The organism is Pantoea sp. nfd-35, assembly GCF_056892255.1.
This window is the reverse complement of record NZ_CP122403.1, coordinates 1,892,626-1,906,380: the sequence shown is the minus strand read 5'-3', so window position 1 is coordinate 1,906,380 and position 13,755 is coordinate 1,892,626. Positions and strand designations below refer to the sequence as shown.

8 protein-coding genes are annotated in these 13,755 nt (G+C 55.3%); 3 read left to right on the top strand and 5 right to left on the bottom strand.

What is annotated here, in order from left to right; translation table 11 throughout:
* Positions 1–164: 164 nt before the first annotated feature.
* Complete coding sequence (locus P9J57_RS08875) at positions 165–1,625, top strand: MFS transporter (protein ID WP_014593915.1); 1,461 nt, start codon at positions 165–167, stop codon at positions 1,623–1,625.
* The gene (locus tag P9J57_RS08870) at positions 1,618–2,820 is read left to right on the top strand and encodes an acyl-CoA dehydrogenase family protein (RefSeq protein WP_015700089.1); all 1,203 of its coding nucleotides are present in this window, start codon (positions 1,618–1,620) and stop codon (positions 2,818–2,820) included. The genes P9J57_RS08875 and P9J57_RS08870 overlap by 8 nt, the downstream gene beginning before the upstream one ends.
* 68 nt (positions 2,821–2,888) lie before the next feature.
* Here P9J57_RS08870 and phoH read toward each other — a convergent pair whose 3' ends face one another.
* The 5 genes from phoH to putP form a co-directional block, all read right to left on the bottom strand.
* Positions 2,889–3,677 (bottom strand): phosphate starvation-inducible protein PhoH, encoded by a 789-nt coding sequence (phoH, locus tag P9J57_RS08865; RefSeq protein ID WP_013026125.1) that lies wholly within the window; start codon positions 3,675–3,677, stop codon positions 2,889–2,891.
* Between the two features lie 577 nt (positions 3,678–4,254).
* Positions 4,255–5,544 (bottom strand): iron uptake transporter deferrochelatase/peroxidase subunit, encoded by a 1,290-nt coding sequence (gene efeB / locus P9J57_RS08860; RefSeq protein WP_028715243.1) that lies wholly within the window; start codon positions 5,542–5,544, stop codon positions 4,255–4,257.
* On the bottom strand, positions 5,544–6,665 hold the full coding sequence (efeO, locus tag P9J57_RS08855; RefSeq protein ID WP_013026127.1) for an iron uptake system protein EfeO: 1,122 nt from the start codon (positions 6,663–6,665) through the stop codon (positions 5,544–5,546). The genes efeB and efeO overlap by 1 nt, the downstream gene beginning before the upstream one ends.
* Before the next feature lie 49 nt (positions 6,666–6,714).
* Positions 6,715–7,542 carry an iron uptake transporter permease EfeU gene (gene efeU / locus P9J57_RS08850; RefSeq protein ID WP_483279476.1) on the bottom strand — a complete coding sequence of 276 codons (828 nt, stop codon included), beginning with the start codon at positions 7,540–7,542 and terminating at the stop codon, positions 6,715–6,717.
* 190 nt (positions 7,543–7,732) lie between these two features.
* Positions 7,733–9,217, bottom strand: a complete 1,485-nt coding sequence (gene putP / locus P9J57_RS08845; RefSeq protein WP_014593920.1) for a sodium/proline symporter PutP — start codon at positions 9,215–9,217, stop codon at positions 7,733–7,735.
* A 443-nt stretch (positions 9,218–9,660) separates the two neighbouring features.
* On the opposite strand from putP, the gene putA reads away from it, so the two are divergent.
* Positions 9,661–13,605, top strand: a complete 3,945-nt coding sequence (gene putA, locus P9J57_RS08840; protein ID WP_483279475.1) for a trifunctional transcriptional regulator/proline dehydrogenase/L-glutamate gamma-semialdehyde dehydrogenase — start codon at positions 9,661–9,663, stop codon at positions 13,603–13,605.
* Positions 13,606–13,755 lie beyond the last annotated feature (150 nt).

Here is a 13,755-nt window from a genome sequence, read left to right as displayed (position 1 = left end):
CTAATTTTACCGGATGCGTCACAGCGCACCCGGTATTTCCCTTATCTACAAAAATCAAATTAACTTATTGAAATTAAAGTAATAGTTATCACTTTTTGTTGTTTGTTTACATCGCGATTCCTGCATATAAAGGCGTCACCTGTACAGACAATAACGAGGATATAATGAGCACATTAAATATCGATGACGATGCCGCGATCCCCTTACCTCACTCAACGCCCATTCGCTCCGTCAGCGACGTTGCAAAGTTGATTAATACGCAAAGTGAGAAAAACAGCTACGCACGCTGGATCGTGTTTCTGGCGTTAGGCGGCGTATTTCTGGATGCCTACGACCTGACCACCCTGTCTTACGGCATTGATGATGTCGTGAAAACATTCAGCTTAACGCCCACATTAACCGGACTGGTCACCTCATCCATTATGATTGGCACCATTGTCGGTAATCTGGTCGGGGGCTGGCTGACGGATAAATATGGCCGCTATTCCGTCTTTATGGCGGACATGCTTTTTTTTGTGGTGTCCGCTATTGCGGCCGGCCTGGCGCCGAACGTCTGGGTACTGATTGGCGCGCGCTTTTTGATGGGCGTTGGTGTGGGCATCGATTTGCCTGTCGCGATGGCCTATCTGGCCGAATTTTCGAAATTCTCCGGAAAGGGGAATAAAGCGTCGCGGCTCGCCGCCTGGTGCCCCATGTGGTATGCCGCGTCTTCGGTGTGCTTTCTGATTATTTTTGGCCTTTACTTTCTGCTGCCTGCAGAGCACCTCGACTGGCTGTGGCGCGCTTCATTGCTGTTTGGCGCAGTGCCTGCCCTGCTCATCATTGCTGTGCGCAGCAGGTTTATGAATGAGTCTCCGCTGTGGGCCGCAAACCAGGGGGATTTAAGCGGCGCAGCGCGAATCCTGCGCGATTCGTACGGCATTCACGCGCACGAAGATAAGCGCGCTGAGCCGGCGGCCAAACCCGTCGCCCAGGCGGTCAGTTTTCGCGTCTTGTTTCAAAAACCTTACCGGGAGCGCACCGTTGTGGCGGCGGTGATGAACGCCTGTATTTCATTCGAATATACGGCGATCGCCTTTTTCCTGCCCTCTATCCTGGCGCAGTTTCTGGGGGCGGGCGTCTTTGAAACGATCTCCGCCTCGCTAGGACTTAACGCGCTGTTCGCCTTTACCGGCGGCCTGCTTGGCATGCGTCTGGCCTGGCGATTTCCGTCACGCCATGTTGCGATTGCCGGATTTGCCCTGCAGTTTATTGCGCTGATCTCACTGGCTCTGATTGGCCATCCTGTTGCAACCTACGGCGTCGTATTTGCCATTTTACTGCTGGGGCTGTGGTTGTTTGCTGAGGGCTTTGGGCCAGGAGCGCAGTTAATGATCTATCCCGCCCTCTCCTATCCCACGCACATTCGGGCCACCGGCGTCGGTTTTAGTCGTTCCGTCTCAGGCATCGGGAGCGCGCTGGCGCTGTTCATTCTGCCCATATTGCAGGCGGCTTATGGCACCAATATGTTCTGGATCGTGTCACTGGCCGCCCTTATTCCCATCATTTTCCTGTTAGTCGTCCGGTTTGAACCCACTCGTCACGATATCGATGACCAGTCAACACACGGAGAACACCATGTCTGAGCCCGATTACACCTCGCTGGCGGCGCGTTTCCGCCCCATCTTTGCCCGCATCGCCGAAGGCGCTGCCGATCGCGAACGGAATCGTACCCTGCTTCACGAGCCGGTTCGCTGGCTGAAGGCGGCGGGTTTTGGCACGCTGCGTATTCCACAAGCAAACGGCGGATTGGGTGCCTCGCTGCCACAACTGTTCCGCTTACTGACCGAGCTGGCAGAAGCGGATTCTAACCTGCCTCAGGCGCTGCGCGCGCACATGGCCTTTGTCGAGGATCGTCTTAACCAGCCCGACAGTGAGGCGCGCCAGCGCTGGTTTAATCGGTTTATCGACGGTGATATTGTCGGGAGCGGCTGGAGTGAAACAGGCAGCGTTCGATTAGGAGACGTGAATACGCAGGTGTCGCCCGCCGCCAACGGCTGGCGGCTTGAGGGCGAAAAATTTTACAGCACCGGCACGCTGTATGCCGACTGGATTGATGTTTACGCTAAGCGTACGGACAACCAGCGCGATGTCATTGCGGTGGTCAGTACACATCAGGATGCGGTAGTGCGAGAGGATGACTGGGACGGATTTGGTCAACGTCTTACCGGTAGCGGAACCACGCGTTTTCATCAGGCCGTTGTGGAACCTGCCCATGTCTATGATTTCAGCGAGCGCTTCCGATATCAAACCGCCTTCTATCAGCATGTCTTACTGGCGACGCTGGCCGGGATAGGCAGGGCTATCGTGCGGGACGTGTCACAGGGCGTAGCAAACCGAAAACGAATCTACAGCCACGGTAATGCCCGTCAGGTCAGCCAGGACGTGCAGGTCTTACAGGTGGTGGGACAGATCAGCAGTTGGATATGGGCAACCGATGCCGCCGTGCAGCGGGCCACGCACGCGCTGCAACAGGCTTTTGATACGCACGTTCAGGGACAAGATGAAACGCAGATTCATGCCGCCAACGTCCAGGCAGAAGTGGAGGCTGCGAAGGCGCAGGTCGTGGCCGTGGATTGGGTGACGCGTGCGGCCAGTGAGCTGTTTAACGCGCTTGGCGCGTCAGATACGCGAGTGAGTAAAGCGCTGGACCGTCACTGGCGCAATGCCCGAACGATTGGCTCGCACAATCCGGTGATCTATAAAAGCCGTAACGTGGGCGACTGGGAAGTCAACGGGCGCGATCCTACCTTTATCTGGCAAATCGGCAGCGGCGAATAGCGCCCCATCACGGAGATAAAAAACCCGGCCGAAGCCGGGTTTTGGTCGCTACATGACTCAATCGAACGCTAGCTGTAAGCATGCAAAGTGCGCTGACACAGCGCGGAACGCACGCAATCCTCTTTGCCAAAACGGACAATGCCCACCATCTCGTCCTCTTCAAAACGCGCCAGCGCGTCCGCGAGACCAGAAGGCACCCCAGCGGGCAAATCGCACTGGGTTATATCGCCGTTAACAATCACCGTGACGTTTTCGCCAAGGCGGGTCAGAAACATTTTCATTTGCGCAGCGGTAACGTTCTGCGCTTCATCGAGAATCACCACTGCATTTTCAAAGGTACGACCGCGCATATAAGCAAAGGGCGCGATTTCAACTTTGCCAATTTCGGGACGCAGACAATATTGCATAAAGGATGCGCCAAGACGTTTAACCAGAATGTCGTAAACCGGGCGGAAATACGGGGCGAATTTTTCTGAGATATCCCCGGGAAGGAATCCCAGATCTTCATCCGCCTGCAGCACCGGGCGCGTAACGATAATCCTGTCGATATCCTTATGAATCAGGGCCTCTGCCGCTTTCGCAGCACTAATCCAGGTTTTGCCGCAGCCTGCCTCGCCGGTAGCGAAGATAAGCTGTTTTGATTCTATGGCGTTGAGATAGTGCGCCTGAGCTTCATTGCGGGCTTCAATCGGAGCACGATCGCGCACATCGCGCGCCATGCCAATCGAGTCCAGCCCACCCATTTGCACCAGCGAAGTGACCGATTCTTCTTCACGCTGACGATGACTGCGGGAGTCATTGCGAAGCACTCGTCTTGCTTCTCGACGCGCTTTGATCACTGCTTTCTGTCTTCCCATAGTGGCACCTTACAGTTGGTTTCATTTCCCGCTCAGGCAACAAGCCCGATGCGATTACGTGAACGCTTTAGAGGTTTCAGTTGGCTTCCTTTAGAGCCGTGACAGGCCATGACGATTGATATCCGGCAGCAAAACAGCCAGGCCGTATACCGGTAAAAAAGGAGTGAGGTTGAAAAGAGAAAACACATTGCGGTGTAAAAGCGGTTGAGGAAGAAACCTCCTCACGGGTAAATGCGATATTTTTTACTGCTGAACGGCTGTAAAAACATCTATCCATGCGCGAACTCCAGTGTGAGACATCAACACGCCCGATTACGCTTTCATAGTAAAGTGAACCATCTTATTGGTATTTTGCAACAGTATTTTCACTTTATTGAAAAATAAATATTCAACCCTGCGTTAACGCCAACCTTACTTAAATTAAATTACGCAAGTATTACAGAGAGTTAGTTTATTTTTCAATGCGGCATCAACGGTGTAAAACGGAGCGCGAAAACACAGGCGGGGGATAAAAAACCTGAGACAGAAATACGGCACGCTGGGCGGTCAGGCACAGAATGCCGTGATTAAAATTTAATCAGCTTTCAAGTAAGGACTGGCCCAAATAATGATTTTCATTGATAACGCCGGGTAATACAAAAAAGTATCCGCCGCCAAAGGGACGTATATACTCTTCCAGCGCTTCACCATTCAGACGGTTTTGTACGGTCAGAAAACCCAATTCTAAATCATGTTGATAACAAACAAACAGCAAGCCCATTTCCAACTGGCCTGACGCTGAAATACCCGCCGAATAACTGTAGCCCCGGCGCAGCATCAGGCTGCTTTCGGTCGCAGGCGTGCGCGGGTTCGCCAGCCGAATATGCGCATCCAACGCAATGACATCGCCATCAGGATCCTGGCGATAATCCGGCACGTCGTGCTCGTTTTTCATGCCCAGTGGTGCGCCGCTTAATTTCTCGCGACCAAAGATCGTTTGTTGCTCACCCAATGGCGTGCGATCCCACATTTCCACATGAAAACGGATCAACCTTACTGCCTGATAACTGCCGTGACGGGCCCACGCGGGTTCCGCCTGCTCTTCCGTTACCCACAGCAGCTTATCCATCAACGCCATGTTATGCGTATCGGGATTGGCCGTGCCGTCTTTAAAACCCAGCAGATTAATAGGCGTTTCTTTTCCCGCGCTGCGCGCGGCATGATCGGAAATAAAACCTTCCCGTCGCCAGCGAATGCCGAGCAAATCGGGCGTATGTTTCACCACATCACGGAGTGCATGAATCACCGTGTCCTGCGTGTTAGCACAGATTTGCAACAGCAGATCGCCGTGGCACTGATTTGCATCCAGAGAGTCGTTAGGGAAACGGCTCATGGCCTGCAGTTTAGCCGGCTTAAGCGCCGCCAGACCAAAGCGCGAATCAAACAGGGAATGACCGACGGAAACAGTCATCGTCAGGTTGTCCGGGGCAATCTCGGCGCCCAGAATGCCTGAATCCAGCGGCGGCAGCTGTGGGTTGGTCACCGCGGGCGCCATCCCGCCCCGGGTCAGAAACGCGATGCGCTGCGTAAGCAGTTTGAACAAACGCTGCAGTTCCTGCTTATCGCGGGTCAGCACATCGAACGCGACCAGCATCATTGACGCCTGCTGTGGCGTCGTAATGCCGGATTGATGCACGCCATAAAAGGGCTGCACTTGCTGACGCGCGTTCGGCGTTACCGTGCCGGGCGAAAAGCTGTCCGGGTTTTCGGCGGCAGCGGCATGAAACGGACACCCACCGCTGACGGCCGCCGCGCCGCCCAGCATCCCCAGTCCTTTCAATAAACGGCGGCGCGATGGCTGGCTTAACGCCTTATCCTTATCCATCATCAATCCAGGCCTAAGGTGCCACGCAGCAGAGAAAGATCTTCCGCCAGGGCAGTAATCGGCCCTTTCAGCGCGGTTCGATCGGCTGGCGTCAGTTTTTCATACGATTCATAACCCTGACCGCTGCGGTATTTATCCAGAATCGCGTCAACTTTCGCGAAATTGGCATCCACTTTTGCCAGAAGCGCTGGATTTGCCTGCTTCAGGACGGGGCGCAACAGCTCGACAATTTTTTGCGCGCCATCCACGTTCGCCCGGAAATCCCACAGGTCGGTACGGCTGTAACGATCTTCTTCGCCGGAGATTTTACTGGAAGCCACTTCTTCGATCAGCCCTGCGGCGCCGCCCACGACCTTGGCCGGTGGGAACGCCAGCTCGCTAACGCGTTTCTGCAAATCGCGCACGTCGTTGTTTAACTGCTCGGCATAGCCCGCCATATCTTTGGTGCTATTATCGGCAAACAACGCTTTCTCAAGCCGGTGAAAACCGGTGAATTTCGGGTCTTCAGCCTTTTTCTCATAATCATCTTCACGGGCGTCAATGCGACCATCCAGATCGGAGAACAGCTCAGCTATCGGCTCTATACGTTCGTAATGCTGGCGCGTGGGGGCAAACAGCGCTTTGGCTTTTTCGATATCTCCGGCTTTCACCGCATCCGTAAAGGCCTGGGTTCCCGCCACCAGCTGGTTGACTTCGTCCGTCACGTAGGCTTTGTAGGCGTTGATTGGACCCGCCAGCTGCATCAGTTCTGTTTTACCTTTCTGCACGTTTTTGCCCGCGCCGCCCTGGACAATCAGCTTGCCTTTCGGATTCGTCAGCAGGCCGCAGGTCATTTCATATTCGCCCGCTTCAAGGTTGGCGGTCAGTTTTTGACTGAAGCCGGGCGCAATATTTTCGCGCTCCTCAACCACCATCACCCCTTTCAGGATTTCCCATTCCAGCGCCTTTTGGCTGTTGTTTTTGATCAGAAACTGAGTCTTGCCCGCCTGAACCGTCAGTGACATCGGTTCACACTGCTTGTCCGTGACACTCACGCTAACCTGTGGAATGGCTGCAGCCAGTGTGGAGCCGGAAACCGCCAGCAGCGAAGCCAGCACCGCGTGACGACGAAAACGCTTCTTCATATTTTTCCCTATTCAGTCAGAGGCGCGCCTGACGCGCCCGGTAAACGCGTTAGCGCGCAGCGGCTGAGGTTCCAGCACGTGCAGGCATAACAAACAGTAATAATGCCGGAATCAAATAAAGCAGCCAGACGGCCACTTCACTTACGCTGGGGGCTTCCTGATAACCCAGAATGCCTTCAAGCAGCGTGCCAAACAGTGAATGGGTCGATAAGGTGTTACTCATATCGAAGGCCACCTGCTGAAAATGGTTCCACAGCCCGGCTTCATGAAAGGCACGGATAGCGCCAGCTGCCAGCCCCGCGGCCACCAGAATAATAAAAAGGCTGGTCCAGCGGAAAAAGTGCGCCATATTCAGACGAACCCCGCCCCAGTAGATCAACATGCCCAGCACAACGGCCGTCGCCAGGCCAAGCACGGCCCCCAGCGGCGGCGCATAACCGACGTCCTGAGTGAAGGCGGCCAGTAAAAAGAACACTGACTCCAGCCCTTCCCGGGCGACGGCAAGAAACACCATCAGGACCAGGGCCAGGCCGCCCCCGGCTGATTTCTGTAAAGCCTGATCGACCGCCTGCTCCAGTTCCAGCTTGATATTGCGCGCCACCCGGCGCATCCAGAACACCATTGAGGTCAGGATGACGACCGCGACCACCGCAACAATGCCTTCAAAAAGCTCTTGCTGCTTCTGAGGAAACTCCCCTGTGGTTTGGTTAATGACGATGCCCAGCGCAAGGCAAAGCGCAGCGGCAATAAACACGCCCGCCCACATGGCAGGGAACCATTGTGTGCGCTGCGTCCTTTTCAGGTAGCTGGCAATAAGGCTCACGATGAGCGCTGCCTCCAGGCCTTCACGCAGCATGATGAGAAAGGGAACAAACATCGCCGACCTCTTAAATGTTAAGCAGCGTAAATGGGACGTAAATTTACGTAAAAACGAACGATACCGATTATCATTACCACTCAGAAAAAAACAAGTTCCTCCGTGAAATAATTTCGTAACTGTCTGTGCCAGACGCAGGCCAAAAAAAAGCCTGCCCTTTACAGGGCAGGCTTTTCAACACGTTCACGCCTTATTTAGTCTGGAATTCTGCCTCGGCAGCATCAAAGCGTTCAATGGCAGCTGCAGAAGGTTCCCGGCCTGCCAGGCTGAAGACCACAATGGCGATACTGGCAAAAATAAAGCCCGGAATGATTTCATACAGGCCGAGCCAGCCATACTGTTTCCATACCAGTACCGTGACCGCACCGACAATCATTCCCGCCAGCGCACCGTTGCGGTTCATGCGTTTCCAGCACACGCCAAACAGGACTACCGGTCCAAATGCCGCGCCAAAACCGGCCCATGCATAGCTGACCAGACCTAACACCCGGTTTTCGGGATTCGACGCCAGCGCGATGGCCACTAACGCTACCAGCAGCACCATGAGGCGCCCTACCCAAACCAGTTCTTTCTGGCTGGCATTCTTGCGTAAAAAGCCTTTGTACAAATCTTCCGTCAGCGCACTGGAGCAGACCAGCAGCTGGCAGCTGAGCGTGGACATGACCGCCGCCAGAATGGCAGACAGTAAAATACCGGCAATCCACGGATTAAACAGAATACGTGCCAGCTCAATAAAGACGCGCTCTCCATTCTGTGAAACGCCCGCAGCCAGAGAAGGATTATTGTGGAAATAGGCGATCCCAAAGAAGCCCACGGCCACCGCGCCCGCCAGACAGAGAATCATCCACGCCATGCCGATACGGCGCGCGGTACGAATGGAACGATGTGAATCCGCCGCCATAAAACGTGCCAGGATATGAGGCTGACCGAAATAGCCCAGTCCCCAGCCCAGCAGTGACAGCACGGCCACGAAATTCAGGCCTTTGAACATATCCACGTTTTCAGCATTTTTGGCCTCAATCACCGCCATCGAATCGCTCCAGCCACCCACGGCGATAACCACGATGACTGGCGTCAGGATCAGCGCGAAGATCATCAGGCTGGCCTGAACGGTATCCGTCCAGCTCACCGCCAGGAATCCGCCCACCAGGGTATACAGAATGGTGGCGGCGGCACCGGCCCAGAGGGCGGTGGAGTAATCCATACCAAAGGTGCTTTCAAACAGACGCGCGCCCGCTACCACGCCTGATGCGCAGTAGATAGTGAAAAACACCAGAATCACCACGGCAGAAATGACCCGCAAGATTTTGCTGCGATCTTCAAAGCGGCTGGTAAAGAAGTCAGGCAGCGTCAGGGCGTTATCATGATGTTCCGTCTGAACCCGTAAGCGCCCCGCGACAATCTTCCAGTTAAACCATGCACCAATAATCAGGCCAATGGCGATCCAGCTTTCAGAGATACCGGAGAGAAAAATGGCACCCGGCAATCCCATTAGCAACCATCCACTCATATCGGAGGCTCCAGCGGACAGCGCAGTCACGACACTGCCCAGGCTGCGTCCGCCCAGAATATAGTCGTCGAAGTTTTTCGTTGAGCGCCAGGCAATAAAACCGATAAGCACCATCCCAAGGATATAAATTAAAAAGGTCACCAACATTGGCGTACTTACTGTCATTTGTTTCTCCGTTATTATCCGATCTCTTGAGAGAAATCTTTTTCCTGCCCCCCTCGGAACGTGAAGGCGTCAGGCTGTTACCGCATCAAGAGAAAGCGATTTCCCTTAAGGCGCGGTATCCTGCCGTAAAGGCACGGCGCACACAATGCATTTAACACATCCGTCACATCAGTTTCACCTCTCAATCCCTTTTTAATGCTCACAGGTTGCGCCCGCTCACAATAAAGTTGCACCTTTGCAATGATTTCACCCTTTAAATTGAATGAGGTTGCAACTTTGGCGAGTTTTTTGCAGCAAGATTTGTGCCGCTTTTAAATGTTAATTAAAAAAGGGGTTTCAAAGTGTGCAACCGAGGTCACATTTAACCTGGTTGCACAAAGTTGCAACATGGGTAATAGTGCAGCCCATGCTCTGGTCAAAACCGTTTTAAGGAAGAGAAAATCATGGGAACAACAACCATGGGGGTGAAGCTGGATGAAGCCACCCGCAACCGTATTAAACTGGCGGCGCAGAAACTCGATCGCACGCCACACTGGCTGATCAAACAGGCGATCTTTAATTATCTGACCCAGTTAGATGCGGGTGAAACGGTGGATGAGATCCCCCTGCAGCTTAACGACTCAGCGTCCGATGAGCTTGCCCCGGAAGAGATGGTTCAGCCCTTCCTTGAATTCGCCGAAAACATTTTGCCGCAGTCGGTCGCCCGCTCTGCGGTGACAGCCGCCTGGCGCCGTCCTGAAACTGATGCTGTTCCCATGTTGCTTGAGCAAGCGCGCCTTCCCGCCGCCCTGGCAGAAAAAACGCAGCAGCTGGCGCACCAGCTGGCCGACAAGCTGAGGCACCAAAAAGGGGCGACCGGCCGTGCCGGCATGGTGCAAAGCCTGCTGCAGGAGTTTTCACTCTCCTCTCAGGAAGGTGTGGCATTAATGTGCCTGGCCGAGGCTTTGTTGCGTATCCCGGATAAGCCCACCCGCGATGCGCTGATCCGCGACAAGATCAGCAACGGTAACTGGCAGTCACATCTTGGCCGCAGCCCGTCACTGTTTGTGAACGCCGCGACGTGGGGATTACTGTTTACGGGCCGTCTGGTCTCAACGCACAATGAAGTCAACCTGTCGCGCTCGCTCAACCGAATTATTGGCAAGAGCGGCGAGCCGCTCATCCGGAAAGGCGTGGATATGGCGATGCGCCTGATGGGCGAACAGTTCGTGACCGGTGAAACCATCGCCGAAGCCCTGGCCAACGCCCGCAAGCTTGAAGAAAAAGGCTTCCGTTACTCCTACGATATGCTGGGTGAAGCCGCCCTGACGGCCAGCGATGCCAAAGCCTATCTGGTTTCTTATCAGCAGGCGATTCACGCCATTGGTAAAGCCTCAAACGGTCGGGGCATCTATGAAGGCCCGGGCATTTCTATCAAGCTGTCCGCACTCCATCCGCGCTACAGCCGCGCGCAGTATGATCGGGTGATGGATGAGCTGTATCCGATTCTGAAGTCGCTGACCCTGTTGGCCCGCTCTTACGACATCGGCATTAACATTGATGCGGAAGAGGCCGATCGTTTAGAGCTGTCTCTCGATATGCTGGAGCGGTTGTGTTTTGAACCCGAGCTTGAAGGCTGGAACGGCATAGGTTTCGTGATTCAGGCTTATATGAAGCGTTGCCCGTTTGTCATTGATGAGCTGACAGATCTGGCCCAACGCAGCCGTCGTCGTCTCATGATTCGCCTGGTGAAAGGCGCTTACTGGGACAGCGAGATCAAACGCGCCCAGGTGGAAGGGCTGGAAGGCTATCCGGTTTATACCCGTAAGGTGTACACCGACATTTCTTATCTGGCCTGCGCCCGTAAACTGCTGGCAGTGCCCAATCTGATCTATCCGCAGTTTGCCACACATAACGCGCACACGCTGGCCGCGATCTATCAACTGGCGGGCAATAACTATTATCCCGGACAGTATGAGTTCCAGTGCCTGCATGGCATGGGTGAACCGCTCTACGATCAGGTGGTAGGCAAAGTGGCAGACGGCAAACTCAATCGTCCCTGCCGTATCTATGCCCCCGTAGGTACACATGAAACCCTGCTGGCTTACCTGGTGCGTCGCCTACTGGAAAACGGTGCGAATACCTCCTTTGTTAACCGTATTGCCGACACGTCCATGCCGATAGACGAGCTGGTCGCCGATCCGGTGAGTGAAATTGAAAAACTGGGTGCCAGCGAAGGCACCCTGGGCCTGCCACATCCAAAGATCCCGCTGCCGCGAGACTTATATGGCAGCGACCGGGTTAACTCTGCGGGTCTGGATATGGCTAACGAGCACCGCCTTGCTTCCCTGTCCAGTGCTCTGCTGAGCGGCGCGAGTGAGCCTTATCTGGCACAACCGCTCATTGACGGCCCTGCTGGTAGCGGAGAAAGCCAGAATGTGGTGAATCCGGCCGCGCCGTCTGACGTCGTCGGTACCGTTCGCCATGCCTCAGAACAGGAGGTTTCCCAGGCCATTGAGGCGGCGGTCAATGCCGGTCCTATCTGGTTTGCCACTCCGCCGCAGGAGCGCGCGGCCATCCTTGAGCGTGCAGCCCAGTTAATGGAAGGTCAGCTACAGCAGTTGCTGGGCATTCTGGTGCGCGAAGCCGGTAAAACCTACAGCAACGCCATTGCCGAAGTGCGTGAGGCCGTGGACTTCCTCTATTACTATGCTGGCATCGTCCGCCTTGATTTTGACAACGAAACGCACCGCCCACTGGGACCTGTGGTCTGTATCAGCCCGTGGAACTTTCCGCTGGCCATTTTTACCGGTCAGGTCGCAGCCGCGCTGGCGGCCGGAAACAGCGTGCTGGCGAAGCCTGCCGAGCAGACGCCGCTGATTGCCGCGCAGGCCGTTGAGATCTTACTGAGTGCCGGTGTCCCGGCTGGCGTAGTGCAACTGCTGCCGGGCCTCGGTGAAACCGTGGGCGCACAGCTCACCGGAGACGAACGCATTCGTGGCGTGATGTTCACCGGCTCCACGGCGGTCGCCACCCTGTTGCAACGTAATCTGGCAGGCCGGCTGGATCCCCAAGGCCGCCCCACTCCGCTGATTGCTGAAACCGGCGGCATTAATGCCATGATTGTCGATTCATCTGCCCTGACAGAACAGGTGGTGATCGATATCGTCGCCTCGGCCTTTGACAGCGCGGGTCAACGCTGCTCTGCGCTGCGTCTGCTGTGCGTTCAGGAGGACGTCGCGGAACATACGTTGAAAATGCTGCGTGGCGCGATGGCGGAGTGCCGTATGGGCAATCCGGAGCGCCTGTCCACCGATATCGGCCCGGTGATCGATAAAGAGGCCAAAGCCAACATTGAGCGCCATATTCAGGCCATGCGCAATAAAGGCTTTAAGGTGTTCCAAACGGCGCAGGATCATCCACAGGACAGCAAAGAGTGGGCAACCGGAACTTTTGTGAAACCGACGCTGATTGAACTGGATAAGGTTAGCGATCTGACGCAAGAGGTATTTGGTCCGGTGTTGCACGTTGTACGCTTCACCCGCAGTGGCCTGCCGCAGTTGATCGAACAGATTAACGCCTCGGGCTATGGGCTGACGTTAGGCGTCCATACCCGCATTGACGAAACCATCATGCAGGTCACCGCAGCGGCCAAAGTGGGCAATCTGTACGTTAACCGCAACATGGTTGGCGCGGTGGTGGGCGTGCAACCATTCGGCGGCGAGGGGTTATCCGGTACCGGTCCGAAAGCGGGTGGCCCGCTTTATCTGTATCGCCTGCTGGCGAATCGCCCGGACAACGCACTCAGCACCACCCTCGCCCGTCAGGATGCTGAGCGCCCGGCCGACCATGCCCAGCGTCAGCTGCTGCTGGCAGCGCATCAGGCATTGAGCGAGTGGGCAAAAGATAAGCCTCAGCTGTCTTCACTGTGCCAGCATTATGCCGAGCTGGCTCAGGCAGGCACGGTACGCCTGCTGCCCGGTCCAACAGGCGAACGCAATACCTTCCTGTTGCTGCCGCGTGAGCAGGTACTCTGTCTGGCGGATAACGAGGAGGATGCTCTGATTCAACTGGCGGCGGTCACCAGCGTAGGCAGCCAGGCACTGTGGCAGGACGATGAGCTGCACCGCGCACTGCTGGGCACCTTACCGGCGGCGGTGAAAAACCGCATTACGCTCTCCAACGATCCCCTGTCTGCGCATTTTGACGCCGTTATCTATCACGGTGATGCCGACCAGCTCCGCAACCTGTGCGAACAGGTCGCGGCGCGCGAAGGTGCCATCGTGTCTGTGCAGGGTTTTGCGCGCGGCGAAACTAATCTGCTGCTGGAACGTCTGCTGATTGAACGTTCGCTTAGCGTTAACACCGCAGCCGCGGGCGGCAATGCCAGCCTGATGACAATCGGGTAACGTCCTTCAGACCGATCGTTTACGTTAAAGGTTCATGCCCGGGCATGAACCTTTTTTTGCGCTGAGCGTTGGACGATATATGGACGGCCCTGGCATGATGAAACAGGTCGGCTAGGCACAGGCGGTGATCATGTTGCGGAGCAACGTCTG